The organism is Isoptericola sp. BMS4, assembly GCF_011634835.1.
GTDB lineage: Bacteria > Actinomycetota > Actinomycetes > Actinomycetales > Cellulomonadaceae > Isoptericola.
In genome coordinates, this window is sequence record NZ_SIRP01000001.1 from 366,769 (window position 1) to 385,690 (window position 18,922).

Here is an 18,922-nt window from a genome sequence, read left to right on the forward strand (position 1 = left end):
CGGTCGCGGACCGCCGGCGGCCATACTGCGGGCTGTGCACGACGACATCGCCAGGATGGCCCAGCACCTCGCTCCCCGGGGCGGGGAGCGGCTCGCGGGCACCGCCGGCGAGCTGGCGCGACCCGTCCTGGCGGTGGGGTCGTCGATGCCGGTCGGCGAGCTCGAGGTCGTCTTCCGCAGCCCGGACGTCGGGTGCGTCGTCGTGGAGGACGACGCGGGCGGGCGGACCGGCATCATCACCCGCGCGGGCCTGGCCGCCGCGCTGACGGGGCGCCTCGGCTACGGCCGCGCGGTCCTGGAGCGGCGGCCCGCCGCCACCGTCACGGACTGGGCCCCGCTCGTCGTCGACCCTGCCACCCGCGTGCCCGACGTCGCGACCCGCGCGATGGCCCGCTCCGGGGAGCACCGGTACGACGACGTCCTCGTCACGGGGCGGACGTGGGCCGCGGCCGGCACGGCCGACATCATGCGGTCCCTCGTCGCGGCGCTCGCCGAGCGCGCCACCCACGACCCGTTGACGGGCCTGCCGTCGCGCCAGGCCACCCGGCACGCCCTGGCACGCCGGTGCGAGCTCGTGCGTGGCTCGGGGACCCGGGTCGTGGTGGTGCTGTTCGACGTGCGCGCCATGGCGGCGCTCAACGCTCGGCACGGGCAGGAGGTCGGCGACCTCGTGCTGTCCGGGCTCGCGTCCCGGATCGTGGAGCTCCTCCCCCGCGGCTGCGAGGCCGGCCGGGTCGAGGGCGACCGGTTCGCCGTCCTCGCGACGCTGCCGTCGCTCGACGACCTCCACGCGGCGGCCTCGGCCGAGATGGTGCGGCAGCACCTCCTGAGCGGCCTCGCGACGCCGGCCGTGCACGCCGGGCGGCAGGTGTGGCCCGCGCTGCACTCCGCCGTCGTGTGGTCCGTGGCGGGCTCCGCCGACCCCGACGAGCTCCTGGGCACCGCCGAGGCGAGGCTCGCGCAGGATGCCGTCCGGGCCGGCATGCCGGCCTGAGTCAGGCCTCGCCCTGCGCGACACGAAGACGCGCTCCGCTCCGGCAGGCCTGCGGGTGGACCGCGGGCAGCGAGAAGCCCGCGGGGTGGTGGTGCCGGAGACGGCACCACCCGCCGTGCTGGACGAGGGCACGGCACCCGCGGGCTCCGGTGGTCGCGAGGAACTCGCCACCGGTCCGCGCGCCTCTGTGGCGCGGAGCTACATCAGACGCGCGACGTCAGCGCGCGACCACCTCATGGGTCCGAAGAGTCTTCACTGCTCGGATCACCTCCCTTCTCATGTGCCGACGACGCTACGCCTGCCCGCTCAGCGGCGCCAAGGGATTTCCCGCGGGCGAACACGGGAATACGGCGAACCCGGTCAGCGGCGCAGGTGCGCCCACTCCCCGGGGTAGTCGTCCAGCCACTGCGCGAGCGACCGGGCCCGCCGCCCCACGAGCCGGTCGACGTCGTCCGACACGTGCGCGAGCTCCCCCACGGCGATCGCGGTGTACGACGAGACCCAGCCCGCCACCTCGAAGTCCTCCGCCCCGTACCCGGCGCGGGACTCGTACGCCTCCGCCTCGGTCTCCGCGTGGTAGGTGATCCGGCGCCCGGTGGCCTCCGAGAGCGTGGCGGCCACCTCGTCCAGCGTGAGCGCCTCGGGCCCCGTGACCTCGTACGTGGCGCCGTCGTGCCGCGCCGGGTTCTCGTCGAGGATGACGGCGGTCGCCACGTCGGCGACGTCGTCGTGCGCGACGGACGCGACCCGTCCCGTGCCCGCGGGCCCGCGGATCACCCCGTCCGTGCCGACGAAGGTCGTCAGGGCGTGATGGTAGAGGTTGTCCCGCAGCACCGTGACCCGCAGCCCGGCGCGCGCGGCCGCCGCGAGGTGCTGCTCGGTGTGCCAGTGGTCGCGCGCGAACGTGAACGTCGCGTCCGGGGCCGCGCCCGCGAACGACGTGTAGACCAGCCGCTCGACGCCGGCGTCGACGGCCGCGTCGATCATCGCGGCGTGCTGCGCCACCCGGTCCGCGGCCTCGCGGGCGCTGACGAGGAACACCGTCCGCACGCCCTCGAACGCCGTCCGCATCGCGGCGACGTCGCGGTACCCGTCCGCGAGGGCGACCTCGCACTCCGGCAGGGCGCGCCCGTCGGACAGACGCGGCTCGCGGCCCCGCTGTCGCACGACCAGGCGCTGCCGCGCGCCCTCCGCGGCCAGCCGGAACGCCAGCCGGGACCCGAGCCGCCCGCTCACGCCCGTGACCGCGACCAGACCGTCCGCCGACCACCGCACCATGCCCTCACGGTAGCCACGAAACGCCCGCGGGGGCCTGTCGAGACGGGTCCGGCCGTGCGGCCGTCCACGGGAGCCCTGCCCTTGCCACTCCGGCGTCTTCACGGCAGAGTCAGTAGTGACGCACCTCACAACGACGTGAGGCGCGTCGCTCAGGAGGTGCCGAATGACGACCGCCGAGCTCGCCGACCTTCGCCGGGCGATCGAGCAGCTGCGCCACAGCGTGTCCGCGGTGCACAGCGCCTACGGCGACGCGCCCGGGGTGCGCCGCCTCGTGAACGACGTCGAGCGGCTGGAGATCGACGCGGCCGACCTCGCGTCGGCCGAGCCGGTGCGGCACGGGCACGTGCCCGAGCACGTCGTCGTGCCCGACACGCCGCTGGACGAGACCATGTTCGAGGACGCCGACGACGAAGGACTCGGTGGCTACCACGGCGACCGGTCGTGACGACGACCGTCCCCCGGCGTCGTCGGCCCGGCACCGGGGTCGACGCCCCGGGGCGGGCCGCCGTCGGGGCGCGGACGCTGCGGACGGACCGCTGGTGGCTGCCGCCGCTGGCGACCGCCGTCGGGCTGCTGGCGTTCCTCGTCTACGGCGGGTTCCGGGCGTTCCAGCGGCAGTACTTCTTCGCCGACGAGCGGTACCTCACGCCGTTCTACTCGCCCTGCGTGTCCCTGGGGTGCGCGGCCGAGCCCGGCTCCGCGCACTTCGGGATGTTCCTGCCGGACAACCCGCTCATCCCGTACGCGGCGCTCAGCCTGCCGTTCCTGCTCGGGTTCCGGCTCACCTGCTACTACTACCGCAAGGCGTACTACCGGTCGTTCTGGCTGGCGCCGGCGGCGTGCGCCGTCCCCGAGCCGCACGCCACGTACACCGGTGAGACGCGCTTCCCGCTGATCCTGCAGAACGTCCACCGGTACTTCTTCTACGTGGCGCTGCTCGTGTCGGCGATCAACACCTACGACGCGATCGTCGCCTTCCACCACCCCACGGACGGGTTCGTCGTCGGCGTGGGCAACCTCGTGCTGCTCGTCAACGTCGCCCTGCTCTGGTGCTACACGGTGTCGTGCCACTCGTGCCGGCACGTGATGGGCGGCCGGCTCGCGCACTTCTCGAAGCACCCCGTCCGGTACCGCCTGTGGACCTGGGTGTCCGCACTCAACACGCGGCACATGCTCTTCGCCTGGGTCACGCTCGCCACGCTGGTCCTCACCGACCTGTACGTCGCGCTCGTCGCGGCCGGGACGCTCACGGACCTGAGACTGATCGGCTGAGGAGGCCCGTTGACCGAGACGGAACGCCACGAGTACGACGTCCTCGTCGTCGGCGCGGGCGGCGCCGGGCTCCGCGCGGCGATCGAGGCGCGCGAGCGCGGGCTGCGCGTCGCGATCGTGTGCAAGTCGCTGTTCGGCAAGGCGCACACGGTGATGGCCGAGGGCGGCTGCGCGGCGGCGATGGGCAACGTCAACGAGAACGACTCGTGGCAGGTGCACTTCCGCGACACGATGCGCGGCGGCAAGTTCCTCAACAGCTGGCGGATGGCGGAGCTGCACGCGAAGGAGGCGCCCGACCGGGTGTGGGAGCTCGAGTCGTGGGGCGCGCTGTTCGACCGCACGGAGGACGGGCGCATCCACCAGCGCAACTTCGGCGGGCACACGTACCCGCGGCTCGCGCACGTCGGCGACCGCACCGGGCTGGAGATCATCCGCACCCTGCAGCAGCGCATCGTGGCCCTGCAGCAGGAGGACCACGCCGCCACCGGCGACTACGAGGCCCGGCTGCGGGTGTTCGCCGAGTGCACGGTCACGGAGCTGCTCCGGTCCGACGACGGCGCGATCGCGGGCGCGTTCGGGTACTGGCGGGAGTCGGGCCGGTTCGTGGTCTTCTCCGCGCCCGCCGTCGTGCTGGCCACGGGCGGCATCGGGAAGTCGTTCCAGGTGACGTCGAACTCGTGGGAGTACACGGGTGACGGGCACGCGCTCGCGCTGCGGGCCGGCGCGGAGCTCGTCGACATGGAGTTCGTCCAGTTCCACCCCACGGGCATGGTCTGGCCGCCCAGCGTCAAGGGCATCCTCGTCACCGAGGGCGTGCGCGGCGACGGCGGCGTGCTGAAAGACTCGGACGGCGACCGGTTCATGTTCGGCTACGTCCCGGCCGTGTTCACGGGGCAGTACGCCGAGTCCGAGGACGAGGCGGACCGCTGGTACGACGACCAGGAGAACAACCGTCGCACCCCTGACCTCCTCCCCCGCGACGAGGTCGCCCGGGCGATCAACACCGAGGTCAAGGAGGGGCGCGGCTCCGTGCACGGCGGCGTCCTCCTCGACATCGCGAGCCGCATGCCGGCCGAGGAGATCCGGCGGCGCCTGCCGTCGATGTACCACCAGTTCCGGGAGCTGGCGGACGTCGACATCACGGCCGAGCCGATGGAGGTGGGTCCCACCTGCCACTACGTGATGGGCGGCATCGACGTCGACCCGGACACGGGCGCCTCGGGCGTGCCGGGCCTGTTCGCGGCGGGCGAGTGCGCGGGCGGCATACACGGCTCCAACCGGCTCGGCGGCAACTCGCTCTCGGACCTGCTGGTGTTCGGCCGGCGCGCGGGGCTCGGGGCGGCGGGGTACGTCGAGCGCCTGGAGGGCCGGCCCGCGGCGCGCGCCGAGGACGTCGACGCGGCCGCCGCCACGGCGCTCGCGCCGTTCGACCGGGGCGAGGCGGCGGGCGAGAACCCGTACGCCCTGCACGCCGACCTGCAGCGCTCGATGAACGACCTCGTCGGTATCATCCGCACCGAGGCGGAGATGACGGCGGCGCTGACGCGGCTCGGCGAGCTGCGGGAGCGGCTGCGAGACGTCGTCGTCGACGGGCACCGGCAGTACAACCCCGGCTGGCACCTGGCCCTGGACCTGCGGAACATGCTCGTGGTCGGCGAGGCGGTGGCGACCTCGGCCCTGACCCGCACGGAGAGTCGCGGCGGGCACACCCGCGACGATCACCCGACGCTCGACCCGCAGTGGCGGCACCGGGTGCTGCGCTGCCGCCGACGGTCCGGTCCGCAGGACGACGACCCGGCCGTCCCGCCAGTCGCCGTCGAGGTGGCGGAACGGGACCCCATGCGCGCGGACCTGCTCGCGCTGTTCGACCTCGCCGAGCTGGAGAAGTACTACACGCCGGCGGAGCTGTCGTCCCACCCGCAGGGAGGTTCCGATGGGTGACACGCGCGCGTTCCGGGTGTGGCGCGGCGACGCCGCCGGCGGCTCGCTCGTCGACTTCGAGGTGGAGGTCGACGAGGGCGAGGTGGTGCTCGACGTCGTCCACCGCCTGCAGGCCACGCAGGCGCCGGACCTCGCGGTGCGGTGGAACTGCAAGGCGGGCAAGTGCGGGTCGTGCTCGGCGGAGATCGACGGACGGCCCCGGCTGATGTGCATGACCCGCATGTCGGCGCTCGATATCGGCGCACCGGTGACCATCACGCCGATGCGGGCGTTCCCGGTGATCCGGGACCTCGTCACGGACGTGTCGTTCAACGACGCGAAGGCGCGCGAGATCCGGTCGTTCACGCCCCCGCCCGACCTGGCGCCCGGCGAGTACCGCATGAGCCAGGTCGACGTCGAGCGCTCGCAGGAGTTCCGCAGGTGCATCGAGTGCTTCCTGTGCCAGGACACGTGCCACGTGGTGCGCGACCACGAGGAGAACAAGGGCGCCTTCGCGGGCCCGCGGTTCCTCATGCGGGTCGCCGAGCTCGAGATGCACCCGCTCGACGTCGCCGACCGGGTGGCCGTCGTCCAGGACGAGCACGGGCTGGGTCGGTGCAACATCACGAAGTGCTGCACCGAGGTGTGCCCGGAGGGCATCAAGATCACCGACAACGCCCTCATCCCGATGAAGGAGCGCGTCGCCGACCGGAAGTACGACCCCCTGGTCTGGCTGGGGCGGACCATCCGCCGTCGCGGGGCGTGACGGCCGCCCCCCTCGCCGTGGTGCGAGCATGGTGCCCGTGAGCACCGAGACTCCCGCGTACCGCGTCATGACCGTCTGCACCGGCAACATCTGCCGCTCCCCGATGGCGGAGGTCGTGCTGCGCGACCGGTTCGAGGCCGCGGGGCTCGGCGACCGCGTCGTCGTCGACTCCACGGGCGTGAGCGACGAGGAGCACGGCAACCCGGTCGATCCCCGTGCCCGCCGCGAGCTGGCCGAGCACGGCTACCCGACGGGCGACGGGCACCGCGCGCGGCAGGTCACGCCCGCCGACCTCACGGCCCGCGACCTGGTGCTGCCCATGACGGCGCAGCACGCGCGCCGGCTGCGCCGCCTGGCGGACGGCCGCCGGGGCGCCGAGATCCGGATGTTCCGGACGTTCGACCCGAACGCGCCCCGCCTCGGCGACCCGGCGTCGCACGATGACCCGCGCCTCGACGTCGACGACCCCTGGTACGGCGCGCAGGACGGGTTCGCCACGACGCTCGCCGAGGTCGAGGGGGCCGCCGACGGCATCGTCGAGCACGTGCGGGCGGCGCTCGACGGCCGCTGACCGCCCCGCCCGGGAGCGTGCCCGAATTCCGGGGACGGCGCCGGCCGCGCGTGCGAGGATCCGGGCATGAGCGTGAGGAGCCCCCGCGGAGGGACGCCGAGGGACGAGGTGTGCCGGAGCGAGGCACCGCAGCGATCGTGCGGGGAGGACTCAGCATGAGCACGACGCGCCCCCGGTACGACGTCCGCCGCGTGCGGGCCGACGAGTGGCGCGAGGTCCGGGACCTGCGCCTGGCGGCCCTGCTCGACCCGGCCGCGCCTGTGGCGTTCCTGGAGTCGCACGACGAGGCCGCGGCGAAGCCGGACGTCTTCTGGGAGGGCCGTGCCCGCGGGGCGGCGGCCGGCGCCGAGGTCGCGCAGGTCGTGGCCGTCGCCCCGGACGGCACCTGGGCCGGCACGGCGACCGGTCTCGTCGAGGAGCCCGGGGCCGGGGGCGTGCGCGACGGCGCGCTCGGCGGGGCGGTGGACCGGCGTCAGGTGCACGTGGTCGGGGTGTTCGTGCGGCCCGAGCACCGCGGAGCCGGCGTGCTCGGGCTGCTGTTCGACGGCGTGCACGCCTGGGCCCGTGGCCTGGGGATCGAGGTCTCCCGCCTCTGCGTCCACACCGACAACCCGCGCGCGCAGGCGGCGTACCGCAAGCTCGGCTTCGCGCCGTCGGGGCGGCGCTTCACCCTGGACGCCGGGGAGGAGCTGGAGCTGGTCAGGACGCTCTGACGCGGGCGGGCCGCCGGCGGAACAGCCGCCGCCAGCCGTGGGGCTCCGGCGCCGGCGAGGGTTCCGGGCGGGGCGGCACGTACGCGTGGAACCAGCGCGCCGTCTCCGCCCAGACGACGTCGCGTACCGGCGCCGCGGACAGCGTGACGTCGTGCAGCGCCCCCTCGACCCGCGCGATCGTCACCCGGTTGCCCAGGTCGGCCGCGCGCCGGGCCACGCCGACGACGTCGATCACCGTGTCGGTGCGGAGCATCTCGACGCTCCACCGCACCGGCGGGGTGAACCGGGCCGACAGCAGCACCAGCACGGGCACGTCGATCCCCAGGCCGCGCGCCACCCGGTCGTGCCCGCGGAAGACGGCCGACATCCACGCCGGCGTCGCGCGCCACCCCCGGTCGGGCCGCCACACGGCGTCGTACTCCCACTCGCCGTCGAACCGCGAGGACACCGACCGGGCGTAGAGCCCCTGGTCCAGGTTGATCATGTGGCTCAGCGGCGCGAGCGCCGCCTGGACCCGCACGCCCGGCTCCAGGACCCGGCGCCCGAGCAGGCGCGTCTGGAACTCCAGCCACGGGCTGTTCAGCACCAGGCCGTCCGCACGGCCCGGCCGGTGCGCCGCCCACAGGCTCAGGACCAGGCCGCCGGTCGAGTGGCCCATGAGCACCAGCCGCCGTCCGGACGCCTTCTCCTCGCCGTGCCCGATGATGTCCAGCGCCGCCGAGATCTCCTCGTCGTAGGTGCGCAGCCGGGTGACGAACCCGGGCGTCTGGTGCGGCCGGATGCTGCGCCCGTACTTGCGCAGGTCGAGCGCGAAGAACCGGACGCCCACCGACTCCCAGAACTCCGCCAGGTGCGCCTGGAAGAAGTAGTCGTTCCACCCGTGCACGTACAGCACGTCCACCCCGGCGTCCGGCACGCGGACGGCGTCGGTGGCCGCGGTGCCGGGCGCGCGGCGCACGAGCGTCGCCACCACCGGGCCCTCGAAGTCCGGCTCGAGCACGAGCGTGCGCCGCTCGAAGCCGGGCAGGACGTCGGGCACCCAGCCGACGGGCTCCGTGCCCTCGTCGCCGGGGTCCTGCCGACCGCCGGTCGTGCGCGCGCTCACGCCCCGAACGTACGAAACGGCGCGGGGCCGCGCGACCGGGACGGGGGTGTGCTGCCGTGGCGGCGGACCGCGTGGCCGGGCAGGGCGTCCGTGCGGGCGCCGCCGTCCATCACGGCGACGCCGTCCACCAGCACCAGGTCGATGCCCGCGGCCTGCTGCCGCGGGTCCTCGAACGTCGCGGTGTCGGCCACGGTGTCGGGGTCGAACAGCACGAGGTCGGCGGCGCAGCCGGGGCGGACCAGGCCACGGTCGGTCAGCCCCAGGCGTGCCGCGGGACGCCCGGTGAGGTGGTGCACGCACTCGGCCAGGCCCAGCACCCCGAGCTCGCGCACGTACCGCCCCAGGTAGCGGGGGAAGGTGCCCCACGCGCGCGGGTGCGGGCGTCCGCCCACGAGGATGGCGTCCGACCCGCCGCAGTGGGCCCGGTGCGTCATGATCGCGCGCACGTTCTCCTCGTGGCCCACGTGCTGCAGGATCGTCGTGCCCAGCCGGTCGGCGACGAGGAGGTCGATGAAGACGTCGCCGGGCGCACGGCCCTCGTCACCGGCGATCCGTGCGACCGTGCGACCGACGTACATGTCGAGCGCCGGGTTCTGTACGCCACTGACCTCGATCGTGTCCCACTCGGCCACGCAGCCGTGGCAGCCGTCGGTGCCGACGCGCTCCACCTCGTGCAGGATCCGGGCTCGGTCGGCCGGGTCCACCAGCCGGGCCAGCAGAGCGTCCGGGCCGCCGGAGAACGCCCAGCTCGGCAGCACGGCGCTGAGCGTCGTCGAGCCCGGCAGGTAGGGGTAGGTGTCCAGCGTGACGTCGACGCCGTCGTCCAGCGCGGCGTCGACCAGCGCGAGGAGGTCGCCCGCGCGGCCCGCGTTCGGGGCGAAGTTCATGGTCGCGTGCGTGAGGTGCAGCGCGCATCCCGTCGTCCGTGCCAGCTCGATCATCTCGGCGTACGCCTCGAGCGCGCCCGCGCCGTAGGACCGCGTGTGCGGGCTGTAGTAGCCCCCGTGCGCGGCGACGATGCGCAGCAGCGCGGTCAGCTCGGCGCCGTCGGCGTACATGCCGGGCGCGTACGTGAGCCCGCTGCTCATGCCCAGCGCGCCCTCGCGCAGGCCGCGGGTCAGCAGCTCGCCCATGCGCGCGACCTCGGCGGCGGTGGCCGGCCGGTCCTCGGGCCCGACGACGAGGTGGCGCAGCGTCCCCTGCGGCACCAGGTAGGCGGCGTGGCAGGCGATCCCCCGGTCCAGGCGGTCCAGGTACCCGGCCACCGACTCCCAGTCCCAGTCGAAGCCGGGCGGGTCGTCGTTCCAGCCCGCGATCTGCGCGCGGAGCGCGTCGCGCGTGGTTCCGTCCACGGGGGCGAACGACAGGCCGTCCTGGCCGAGCACCTCCAGGGTCACGCCCTGGCTGACCTTCGCGGTGTGGTCCGGGTTCGCGAGGATCTGCACGTCCGAGTGGGCGTGCATGTCGACGAACCCGGGGCTGAGGGCCCGGCCACCGGCGTCGACGACGCGGTGCGCGCCCGACGCGCGGGCGTCCCGCCGTCCGGCGTCGACGGCGGTGACGCGCCCCGCGGTCACGGCGACGTCGGCCAGCACGCCGTCGGCCCCCGTGCCGTCCAGCACCAGGGCGTCGCGCACCAGCCAGTCGGCACCCATCAGAAGAACGTGCGCACGAGGTCGACCACGACGGGGTCCGCGGCGTCCGCGTCCTCGACGACGGGCACGAGCGACCACTTGTCCATCGCGGTGCACGGGTGGGACAGGCCCAGGCGCAGCTCGTCGCCGATGCGCAGGGGCTCGGCCCCGCCGTCCGCGTCGAACCGGCAGAAGCCGTGCTGGTCGTTGAGCGCGGTCACCGTGAGGCCGTGCAGCACCACCGGCTCCTCCCCCGCCGCTCGCGGCCGCCGCAGCTGCACCCGGGGCAGCCCCTCGTCGAACGGCAGGTCGCGCTTGCCCGCGTCGAACAGCGCGAGGCCGGGCTCGGGCCGCGAGGACACCCGCACCCAGCCGTGCATCGCGGCGCGCAGCACCGGCCCGTCCGTGCGGGGCTCGTCGCCGAGCGGCGAGACGTGCCGGTAGAAGCCGTCGTCGTGCACCTGGTAGGCGCCGCTGCGCAGCACCACCCGCGCCCCGGACGTCGTCAGCGGGGAGAGCACCTCGTCCACCAGGTCGAAGAACGCGCTGCCCCCGGCCGAGACCACCGGCTCGGCCGTCTCGTACAGGTCGCGGGCCTCGATCTGTGCATGAACCTCGGCGAGATCGCGGAGGTAGGAGCGCACCACGTCCCGGCCGGCCCGGTCCGAGTCGTGCGCCAGCGCCCCCTCGTACCCGGCCACGCCGGCGAGCCGCAGGTGCGGCGACGCCGCGACCGCCTCGGCCACCTCCAGCGCCGCGGCCAGGCTGCGGGCTCCCGTGCGGCCGCCCGCTCCCCCGCGCTCGACCAGCACGTCCACCGGGCGCCGCGCGCCGCCCGTGACGTGCGCGTCCAGGGCCTCGTGCATGAGCCGGGCCGTCGCGACGTCGTCCGCCCAGACGAGCACCCGCAGCCCCGGGTCCGCCGCCAGGTCGTCGGCCAGGGCGCGCAGCGCGAGCGGGGAGATCAGCGAGTTCGCCACCATGACCCGGGACACGCCGAACGCGCGCGCCACCGCGAGCTGGGAGTGGTTCGCCACCGTGATCGCCCACGCCCCGGCGGCCACCTGGTCCGCCCACAGGGCCGGCGCCATCGTCGTCTTGCCGTGCGGGGCCAGGCTCAGACCGCGGGACGCGCACCAGTCCGCCATCACGCGCACGTTGTGGTCGAGGGCCGCGCGGGAGAGCGTGAGCAGCGGGGTCGGCAGCTCCGAGAGGTGCGGCCGGCGTTCGCGGACCTCGGCGACGGTCAGCCCGCGGAGCCCCGGCGGGAGCGCCTTGTGCTGCCAGCCCGTGCGCTCGTCGGCGAGCGCGGCGAGCGCCGTGCGGTCGATCCGGCAGGCGTCGGTGGTGCCGTCGTGCTCCATGCTGAGCCGTCCTCCTTGCGCGGTCGGGGCGTGCTACGACAGTATGTCAGCAATCTGAACGAACTCCAGGAGGACCGACGATGACCACCGGCACGCAGCGCACCGCCGTGACGACCGACCGGGCCCCCGCCCCGGCGCACACCTTCTCCCAGGGCGTGCGCGCCGGCAACCTGCTGCAGGTCTCCGGCCAGGGCCCCGTCGACCCGGCCACCAGCGAGTACCTCTACCCCGGCGACGTCGCCGCGCAGACGCGCCGCACGCTGGAGAACGTCGAGGCGGTGCTGGCCGCCGGCGGTGCCACGTTCGCCGACGTCCTCATGCTGCGCGTCTACCTCACCACGCGCGCCGACTTCCCCGCCATGAACGAGGCCTACGGCGCGTTCCTGGCCGAGCGACTCGGCGAGGACGCCGTCCTGCCCGCCCGCACCACCGTGATGGTCGAGCTGCCCCGCGAGGAGATGCTCGTCGAGATCGACGCCCAGGCCGTCATCGGCTGACCCCCGGCACGGGGCGGGCGAGGTCGGCCGTCGGCACGAACCGCACGGGGACCTCGGGCACGACGTCGCGCAGCCACTCGGCGAAGAAGGCCATGCCGGCCTGCTCCGAGGGCACGTGCCCGACGACGACCAGGCCCGCCCCGCCCAGGTGCGCGGCGTCCGCGGCGTACGAGGCGGTCTCCCACTCGTGCGCCTCCCCCACCACGACGGCGTCCACACCGTCGCGGCGCAGCAGGGCACGGTTGCGGGCGAACCCGCGGAACCCCAGGTCCATGCCGACCCGCCGCACCGGCAGGTCGGGCGCGCCGACGTAGCGCGCCGTGCGCGCCCCCAGCTCGCCGGCCACCCGCGCGGCGAGGTCCGCGAGCGTCGTCGGGGCGACGTCGCACACCGCGACGCCGTCGGCCGCCGGGGCCGGCTCCAGGGACCAGCCCAGCGCCCGGGCGGCCCCCTCGTCGACGCCGTCCGGGCGGCGGTCGTGCCACGCGTCGTGGTACCGCCACACCACCAGCCCGTGCTCGGCGACGAACGCGCGCTTGGCGGCCAGCACCGGGTCGTCCTCGGACTCCAGGTCGGCGACCGCCGCCCCCGCGTGGTCATAGTCGAGCGGCTCGTGCGTCACCACCACGTTCGCCCCGGCGGCCACCGCCTCCCCGAGCACCGCCAGCGTCGCCAGCGTCGTCACGACCACCCCGCGCACGACGGCGGCCGGGTCGCCGGCGACGATCCCGTCGACCGTCGTGGGGCGCGCCGGCACCGCGAGCGCGGTCGCGGCGCGGGAGACCAGGCAGGCGGCGGTGAGCGTCGCGTCGGCGGGCCGCGGCGCCCCGGGCGCACGGCGCGCGTCGTCGGTGGGCGTCATGGGACCAACCTAGGGTCCGGCACCGACGCGGTGTCGGTGGCGGACGGCACGATGGGCGCCGTGCCCAGCGAGCGACTCATGCCCATCCACGGCCCAGAGGTCCCGACGACGGCGCGTCCCCTGAGCGCCGAGTTCACCGCCATGTCGGAGCGGGTCCTGCGGGTCACCGAGCTCACGTCGCGGCTCAACGTCCTGCCGTTCGACGACGCGGCGGGCCGGGCCGCCCTCCTCGAGGAGATCCTCGGCAGGCCGCTTCCGGACCGGGTGACGATCTACCCCCCGTTCTTCACCGATCACGGCCTGCACCTGGACCTGGCCGAGCGGGTGTTCGTCAACCAGAACTGCACGTTCCTCGACTACGCGGGGATCCGGCTGGGGGCGGGCACCATGGTCGGCCCGCGCGCCACGTTCATCACCATGAGCCACCCGGTCGACCCGGGCGAGCGCCGGCTGTACCTCACGGGCGGGCCCATCGACGTCGCGGAGAACGTGTGGATCGGCGCCGGCGCCACGATCCTGCCGGGCGTGACCATCGGGCGGGACGCCGTCGTCGCCGCGGGCGCCGTCGTGGCCGACGACGTGCCGCCGCGCAGCCTCGTCGCGGGCGCCAAGGCCGGCGTCCGGAGGAGCTGGTAGGCACCCGCGTGCCCGCTACCCGTCGAGGAGCTCCGGCAGGCGGGTGAGGTCGTCGACCACGTGCTCCGCCTCGGGCAGGTCGGGCTCGTGCTGCTGGCGGGAGAACTTTCCGGTGCGCACCAGCACGGTGCGCACGCCGGCGTCGCGGCCCATGGCGATGTCCGACGTCCGGTCGTCGCCCACCACCCACACGTGCCGCTCGTCCGGTGCGGGGCTCACGGTGCCGAGCGCGAGCCGCAGGAAGTCGACGCTCGGCTTGCCGAGCGTGCGCGCGCGCACCTGCGCGGCGTGCTCCAGCGCCGCGGTGATCGAGCCCGTGTCGATCGCCGGCCGCCCGCCGCGCAGGAACCAGCGTCCGTGCTGCAGCGCCAGCAGCTCCGCGCCCTCCAGCACCGCGCGGAACGCGGCGTCGAGGGCCGGGTAGTCCAGCACGTCGCGCGTGTCCCCGACCAGTACGTGCGTCGGGCCGTCCTGCGGGTCGACCACCGTGATCGTCGACGCGAGCTGGTCGCGCACGGCGCCCGTCGCCAGCACGTGCACCCGCGGGTCGGGGTGCCCGGCGAGGTACGCCCCCGCGGCGTCGACCGGCGTGAACAGCTCCGCCGCGTCCAGCCCCAGTCCAATGCGACGCAGCATCGCCAGGATCGCCGCCGAGTCCGCCGAGTCGGTGTTCGTGACGAACCGGACCGCGTGGCCGGCGTCGCGCAGCGCCTCCACCGCGGCGTCCGCACCCGGGACCAGGTGGTCGCCCGCGTAGACCGTGCCCTGCAGGTCGAGCAGGACGGCGTGCCCGTGCGTCACGGTCGCCTCCTCGCCGCGGTCCGCGCGGGCATGGTTCCCGGCCTCCTTCAGCGGATCCCGTGCGCGCGGCGGCGCTCGCGCCAACGCGCCACCTCGCGCTCGACGTCGCGGGTCCTCGTGACGACGGGCGGGCCGCCCGTGAGCTGGCGCCGCGCGTCCACCACGCGGGCGTTGAACTCCTCGACGACGCGCCGCACCCGCGCCTCGTCGTGCTCCCGGTCGAGGGTGTCGTCCAGCTCGGCGTCGTCCTTCCGCAGCTGGCCGGCGGGCAGCACGCCGGTGATGTTCTCCCGCTCCACCAGGTTCTTCAGCCACCAGTCGGGGTCGTGGGTGCCGCCGATGCCGGGGATCGGCTTGCCCTGGCCGGGCAGGTCGTCGAACTCGCCGCGCCGGATCGCCTGGTCGATCACGGTGTCCACCCACAGCGCCCGGTCGTCCATCCGGGGCCGTGGACCGGGCGCGTCGCCGTCGTCGGCCTCAGGGCCGTCGTCGCCCGCCTGCTCCGCTGCCACGTCTTGGTCGATGCGGTACTGCGCGACGTGCCGCAGGGGGTCGTTCTCCTGATGGTCCGGTGTGCGGCGGTGCGGCGTCATCGGCGTCTCCTCGGTACGACTCGCTCCAGCCTAACGAGATGCTGGACCGTGCGATCGGTCTAGTCAGATCTGTCCAGAAGTCGATACGATGGTTCGTATGAGCACCCGGGTGAGCATCTACGAGGCGAAGGCGCACCTGTCACGCCTGGTGGTCCGGGCGGAGCACGGGGAGGAGATCACCCTGACACGGCACGGCCGCTCGGTCGCGGTCCTCTCCGCCGTCCGCCGGCCGGACGCGGACCGGACGCCCGGTGCGTGGGCGGGCCGGGTGCGGGTCGCAGAAGACTTCGACAGCCTGACCGACGACGACCTGCGCGACTGGTACGGCGCATGAGGGTGCTCGCCGACACCCACGTGCTGCTGTGGTGGCTCGCTGACGACCCGAACCTGTCGCCCGAGCACCGCCGCGTCCTGGCCGACCGGCGCAACGACGTCCACTTCTCGGCGGTCAGCGTCGCGGAGGTGGCGATCAAGGCGTCGCTCGGGAAGCTCGAGGCGCCCGAGGGCATGGCGGAGGTGCTGGTCGAGGGCAGGTTCGCGCCGGTGGACCTCACAGCCGAGCACGCGGAGCGGTTGCGGCACCTGCCGTGGCACCACCGGGACCCGTTCGACCGCATGATCGTCGCGCAGGCCCAGGTCGAGGGGATGACGGTGGCCACGGTCGACCCCGCGTTCCGCGACTACGACGTGCCGACCGTCTGAGGTCTCGCGTCCACCGACGGGGCGGACGGCATGATGGGCCGCATGAAGGTCTCCCGCCGCAGCCACGTCCCGCCGTTCGCCGTCATGCAGGTGCTCGCCGCCGCGAACGAGCGCCGTGCGGCGGGCCGCGACGTGCTCAACCTCTGCGCGGGCGAGCCGTCCACCGGCGCGTCCGACGTCGTGCGCGGCCGCGCCGCCGAGCTGCTGCGCGACGGCGACCTCGGCTACACCGAGGCCATGGGCGTGCCCGCGCTCCGCGAGGCGATCGCGGCGCACTACCGCCGCTGGTACGACGTCGACGTGGACCCGGCGCGGGTGGCGGTGACCACCGGGTCGAGCGGCGGGTTCCTGCTGTCGTTCCTCGCGGCGTTCGACGTCGGCGACCGGGTGGCGCTCGCCCGGCCCGGCTACCCCGCCTACAAGAACATCCTCGCCGCGCTGGGCTGCGAGGTCGTCGAGCTCGACTGCGGGCCCGAGACGCGTTACCAGCCGACCGTCTCCTCGCTCATGGAGGCGTACTACGGCGGCGGGCTCGACGGCGTCGTCGTCGCCTCTCCCGCCAACCCCACCGGCACGATGATCACCCCGGCGGAGCTCGACGCCGTCGCCCGCTGGTGCGCCGAGCACGACGTCCGCCTGATCAGCGACGAGATCTACCACGGCATCGCCTACTCCACGGACGTCCAGCAGGCCACCGCCGCGACGTACGCGGGCTCGGGTGCCGTCGTCGTCAACTCGTTCTCCAAGTACTGGGCCATGACCGGCTGGCGGCTCGGCTGGCTCGTGCTGCCCGACGAGCTCGTCGGACCGGTCGACGCCCTCGCCGGGAACGTCGCCCTCTCTCCCCCGGCGCTCGCCCAGCACGCGGGGATCGCAGCCCTGTCCGACGCCGGGTACGCGGCCGCCGCCGAGGACGTCACCCGCTACGCCGCGTCGCGGGCCGCCCTGCTCGACCGCGTGGACGAGCTGGGCTGGCGCCCTGTCGCGCCCGCCGACGGAGCGTTCTACCTGTACGGCAACGTCAGCGCGTTCACGGGCGCCGTCGGCGGCGACTCCGTGGCGTACTGCTCCCGGCTCCTCGCCGAGGCCGACGTCGCGATCACCCCCGGCAGCGACTTCGACGCGGTGCACGGCGGCGACTGGGTGCGCCTGTCGTTCGCCGCCTCCCCCGACGTCGTCAGCCGTGCCGTCGACCGCATCATCGCCTGGCACCGCACCCTCTGACCGCGGCCGCCCGCCCGCCCGCGGACGAGGGACCCGCTCGCGGTCGCGTGCGGTCCCGCCGAGGAGCACGATCGAGTCCCGCGGTCCGCAAGGAGGAACGCATGATCCGGCTCGTGACGATGAACGTGCGGCACGCGCTCGCCGACGACGGGCGCGTCGCCCTGGCCCGCCTCGGCGACCTGCTCGCCGGGCTGGGGGCCGACGTCGTCGCGCTGCAGGAGGTCGACCGCGGGCAGGACCGGTCGGGCGGTGCGGACCAGGCCGGTGCGCTCGCCGCGGCCGTCGGCGCGCTCGAGCACCGGTTCGTCCCCGCGCTGCTCGGCCCCCTCGACCCGCCGTGGCGCCGCCGCCGCGCGCCCGTCACTCCGCCGACCGGACGCCCCGGGTACGGCATCGCCCTGATGTCCCGGCACCCGGTCGACGTGTGGTGGCCCGTCCGGCTGCCGGGGCTGAACCTCCCCGGGGTCCCGCCGCTGGGCGTGGACGAGCCGCGGGTGGCGCTCGCCGCCGCCGTCGCGACGCCGGACGGGCCCGTCACCGTCGTGACGACCCACCTGTCCCAGCGCCATCCCTGGAAGTGGTGGCAGCTCGCCCGGCTGCGGCGGCGGCTGCGGCACGCCCCCCGCCCGCTGGTCGTGGCGGGCGACCTCAACGTGCGCGACGGGCTGCCCGCGCGGTGGACCGGGTGGCGCGACCTCGTGCACGTGCCGACGTACCCCCGGACCCGCCCGTGGATCCGGATCGACCACGTGCTGGTGGACGGCGAGGTGACCGGCGCCGCGCGTGCCCTCGACCTGGGGATCAGCGACCACCGGGCCGTCGTCGCCGACCTCACCCTGCGCGGGAGCGCCGTCGTCGACGAGGACGAGGCCGACGACGCCTGGGACGAGGTGGCATGAGCGAGGAGGACACGACACCGGACCGCCCCGAGACGCCGGAGCAGCGCTCCGACCGCAACTGGAACGAGCTGCTGCAGGAGCTCCGGGTCATGCAGACCGGTGTGCAGATCCTCACCGGCTTCCTGCTGATCCTGCCGTTCCAGTCGCGGTTCGCCGACCTGGACGAGTTCCAGCACACCGTCTACCTGGTGCTCGTGCTGGTGAGCATCACCGCCACCGGCCTGCTCGTGGCGCCGGTCGCGCTGCACAGGGCCCTGTTCCGCAAGCACCTCAAGCGGTCCGTGGTGACGGGCGGCGACCGCCTGACGCGTGCCGGGCTGGTGCTGCTCGCGGTCGCTCTCGCGGGGACGGCGCTGCTGGTGTTCGACGTCGTCCTGGGACGGACGGCCGGGATCGTCACCGGCGCGTGCACGGCCGTGGTCCTGCTCGGCCTCTGGGCGGTGCTGCCGGCGGTGGTGCGCCGGCGGGCGTGAGCGGGCTCCGCCGCACTGACCGCCTCAGGCGGCGAGCCCGACGCGGTCGGCCTCCTCGGCGGCGCGGGGCTCCGCGACGGGTCCGCCGGCCGTCGGGTCGTCCGACCCGTCGACGACGAAGAGGTGCGGCTCCCCCGGCGACTCGGCCAGCACGGCGGCGACCGCCCGGGCGCGCTCGGCCTTGCGGGCCTTGGTGATGGTGCGCATCGCGGCGGCGCCGATCACGACGGCCGCGACGTTCGCCAGCGCCGACGGCCAGATGCCGTTCGCGATCGCGATGAGCAGCATGACGAACGCGCCGCCGAAGTTGGAGAGCTGGAACGCGAGCGAGTCGGCGGTCCAGCGGCCTCGGCTCACCATGCCGTAGGCGAGCACCACGGCGAGAGCACCGACCCAACCGAGGGCGGTGATCACGGTCAGCAGGGAGAACGACATCAGGCCACCTCCGGGGGCATGACGGGCAGCGCACGGCGGCGCCGCCCGGAGTCCGGGCAGCGCGCGGCGAGCACCACGAAGAAGGGTGTGAGTACGGGGGCGCCGTCCGAGAACCGGGAGCCGGTCCGTGCCCCCGAAGACCCGGGGGCCGGGTCGTCCGACCTGGCGCTGCACCCATCTTGG

The 18,922-nt window shown here is 74.8% G+C and carries 22 protein-coding genes; 14 read left to right on the forward strand and 8 right to left on the reverse strand.

Translation table 11 applies throughout. The annotated features are described in order from the left end of the window. Positions 1 to 34: 34 nt before the first annotated feature. Positions 35 to 994 carry a diguanylate cyclase domain-containing protein gene (locus tag EYB28_RS01640; RefSeq protein WP_166844305.1) on the forward strand — a complete coding sequence of 320 codons (960 nt, stop codon included), beginning with the start codon at positions 35 to 37 and terminating at the stop codon, positions 992 to 994. 360 nt (positions 995 to 1,354) lie between these two features. Here EYB28_RS01640 and EYB28_RS01645 read toward each other — a convergent pair whose 3' ends face one another. Then, on the reverse strand, positions 1,355 to 2,272 hold the full coding sequence (locus EYB28_RS01645; protein WP_166844307.1) for an SDR family oxidoreductase: 918 nt from the start codon (positions 2,270 to 2,272) through the stop codon (positions 1,355 to 1,357). Between the two features lie 163 nt (positions 2,273 to 2,435). Here EYB28_RS01645 and EYB28_RS01650 point away from each other — a divergent pair, with 163 nt between their 5' ends. The 6 genes from EYB28_RS01650 to EYB28_RS01675 all read left to right on the forward strand — a co-directional run bounded on the left by EYB28_RS01650 (position 2,436) and on the right by EYB28_RS01675 (position 7,514). Continuing rightward, complete coding sequence (locus tag EYB28_RS01650) at positions 2,436 to 2,717, forward strand: hypothetical protein (protein WP_166844309.1); 282 nt, start codon at positions 2,436 to 2,438, stop codon at positions 2,715 to 2,717. After that, entirely contained in the window at positions 2,714 to 3,544 is an 831-nt protein-coding gene (locus EYB28_RS01655) for a hypothetical protein (RefSeq protein WP_166844310.1), read from the forward strand. Before EYB28_RS01650 ends, EYB28_RS01655 begins: the two co-directional genes overlap by 4 nt. A gap of 9 nt (positions 3,545 to 3,553) precedes the next feature. Then, positions 3,554 to 5,485, forward strand: coding sequence for a fumarate reductase/succinate dehydrogenase flavoprotein subunit (locus tag EYB28_RS01660; RefSeq protein ID WP_166844312.1), 1,932 nt, complete (start codon positions 3,554 to 3,556; stop codon positions 5,483 to 5,485). After that, a complete protein-coding gene (locus EYB28_RS01665; protein ID WP_166844314.1) occupies positions 5,478 to 6,230 on the forward strand; it encodes a succinate dehydrogenase/fumarate reductase iron-sulfur subunit in 753 nt (250 codons plus the stop codon). The genes EYB28_RS01660 and EYB28_RS01665 overlap by 8 nt, the downstream gene beginning before the upstream one ends. A gap of 67 nt (positions 6,231 to 6,297) precedes the next feature. Then, the gene (locus EYB28_RS01670; RefSeq protein ID WP_166851521.1) at positions 6,298 to 6,801 is read left to right on the forward strand and encodes a low molecular weight protein-tyrosine-phosphatase; all 504 of its coding nucleotides are present in this window, start codon (positions 6,298 to 6,300) and stop codon (positions 6,799 to 6,801) included. A gap of 155 nt (positions 6,802 to 6,956) precedes the next feature. Beyond that, a complete protein-coding gene (locus EYB28_RS01675; RefSeq protein ID WP_166844316.1) occupies positions 6,957 to 7,514 on the forward strand; it encodes an N-acetyltransferase in 558 nt (185 codons plus the stop codon). Here the strand turns inward: EYB28_RS01675 and EYB28_RS01680 are convergent. Genes EYB28_RS01680 through EYB28_RS01690 form a run of 3 tightly spaced genes read right to left on the reverse strand, consistent with a single transcriptional unit; the run spans position 7,501 to position 11,617 of the window. Continuing rightward, a complete protein-coding gene (locus tag EYB28_RS01680; protein WP_166844318.1) occupies positions 7,501 to 8,619 on the reverse strand; it encodes an alpha/beta hydrolase in 1,119 nt (372 codons plus the stop codon). The two genes, EYB28_RS01675 and EYB28_RS01680, sit on opposite strands and share 14 nt — an antisense overlap. After that, complete coding sequence (locus tag EYB28_RS01685; RefSeq protein ID WP_166844320.1) at positions 8,616 to 10,274, reverse strand: amidohydrolase family protein; 1,659 nt, start codon at positions 10,272 to 10,274, stop codon at positions 8,616 to 8,618. Before EYB28_RS01685 ends, EYB28_RS01680 begins: the two co-directional genes overlap by 4 nt. Then, positions 10,274 to 11,617: an alanine racemase gene (locus EYB28_RS01690; RefSeq protein WP_166844322.1), complete on the reverse strand. Its 1,344-nt coding sequence runs from the start codon at positions 11,615 to 11,617 to the stop codon at positions 10,274 to 10,276. Before EYB28_RS01690 ends, EYB28_RS01685 begins: the two co-directional genes overlap by 1 nt. A gap of 80 nt (positions 11,618 to 11,697) precedes the next feature. On the opposite strand from EYB28_RS01690, the gene EYB28_RS01695 reads away from it, so the two are divergent. Beyond that, a complete protein-coding gene (locus EYB28_RS01695) occupies positions 11,698 to 12,114 on the forward strand; it encodes a RidA family protein (RefSeq protein ID WP_166844324.1) in 417 nt (138 codons plus the stop codon). Here EYB28_RS01695 and EYB28_RS01700 read toward each other — a convergent pair. Then, positions 12,104 to 12,976 (reverse strand): Nif3-like dinuclear metal center hexameric protein, encoded by an 873-nt coding sequence (locus EYB28_RS01700; protein ID WP_166844326.1) that lies wholly within the window; start codon positions 12,974 to 12,976, stop codon positions 12,104 to 12,106. The genes EYB28_RS01695 and EYB28_RS01700 overlap by 11 nt on opposite strands. Positions 12,977 to 13,027: 51 nt before the next feature. Between EYB28_RS01700 and EYB28_RS01705 the strand changes: the two genes are divergently transcribed. Next, a complete protein-coding gene (locus tag EYB28_RS01705) occupies positions 13,028 to 13,612 on the forward strand; it encodes a DapH/DapD/GlmU-related protein (RefSeq protein ID WP_370459426.1) in 585 nt (194 codons plus the stop codon). 15 nt (positions 13,613 to 13,627) lie between these two features. Here the strand turns inward: EYB28_RS01705 and EYB28_RS01710 are convergent, their stop codons facing one another. After that, positions 13,628 to 14,413 carry an HAD-IIA family hydrolase gene (locus EYB28_RS01710; RefSeq protein WP_166844328.1) on the reverse strand — a complete coding sequence of 262 codons (786 nt, stop codon included), beginning with the start codon at positions 14,411 to 14,413 and terminating at the stop codon, positions 13,628 to 13,630. 47 nt (positions 14,414 to 14,460) lie between these two features. Next, a complete protein-coding gene (locus EYB28_RS01715) occupies positions 14,461 to 15,006 on the reverse strand; it encodes a DUF1992 domain-containing protein (RefSeq protein WP_166844330.1) in 546 nt (181 codons plus the stop codon). 97 nt (positions 15,007 to 15,103) lie between these two features. On the opposite strand from EYB28_RS01715, the gene EYB28_RS01720 reads away from it, so the two are divergent. The 5 genes from EYB28_RS01720 (at position 15,104) to EYB28_RS01740 (ending at position 18,304) form a co-directional block, all read left to right on the forward strand. Further along, complete coding sequence (locus EYB28_RS01720) at positions 15,104 to 15,340, forward strand: type II toxin-antitoxin system Phd/YefM family antitoxin (protein WP_166844332.1); 237 nt, start codon at positions 15,104 to 15,106, stop codon at positions 15,338 to 15,340. Then, entirely contained in the window at positions 15,337 to 15,708 is a 372-nt protein-coding gene (locus tag EYB28_RS01725; protein WP_166844334.1) for a type II toxin-antitoxin system VapC family toxin, read from the forward strand. Before EYB28_RS01720 ends, EYB28_RS01725 begins: the two co-directional genes overlap by 4 nt. Before the next feature lie 42 nt (positions 15,709 to 15,750). Next, positions 15,751 to 16,932 (forward strand): aminotransferase class I/II-fold pyridoxal phosphate-dependent enzyme, encoded by a 1,182-nt coding sequence (locus EYB28_RS01730; RefSeq protein ID WP_166844336.1) that lies wholly within the window; start codon positions 15,751 to 15,753, stop codon positions 16,930 to 16,932. Between the two features lie 101 nt (positions 16,933 to 17,033). Next, positions 17,034 to 17,831 (forward strand): endonuclease/exonuclease/phosphatase family protein, encoded by a 798-nt coding sequence (locus EYB28_RS01735; RefSeq protein ID WP_240930340.1) that lies wholly within the window; start codon positions 17,034 to 17,036, stop codon positions 17,829 to 17,831. After that, on the forward strand, positions 17,828 to 18,304 hold the full coding sequence (locus EYB28_RS01740) for a DUF6328 family protein (protein WP_166844338.1): 477 nt from the start codon (positions 17,828 to 17,830) through the stop codon (positions 18,302 to 18,304). The genes EYB28_RS01735 and EYB28_RS01740 overlap by 4 nt, the downstream gene beginning before the upstream one ends. A gap of 24 nt (positions 18,305 to 18,328) precedes the next feature. Here EYB28_RS01740 and EYB28_RS20055 read toward each other — a convergent pair whose 3' ends face one another. After that, positions 18,329 to 18,739 (reverse strand): hypothetical protein, encoded by a 411-nt coding sequence (locus tag EYB28_RS20055; protein ID WP_205710812.1) that lies wholly within the window; start codon positions 18,737 to 18,739, stop codon positions 18,329 to 18,331. Between the last annotated feature and the right edge of the window lie 183 nt (positions 18,740 to 18,922).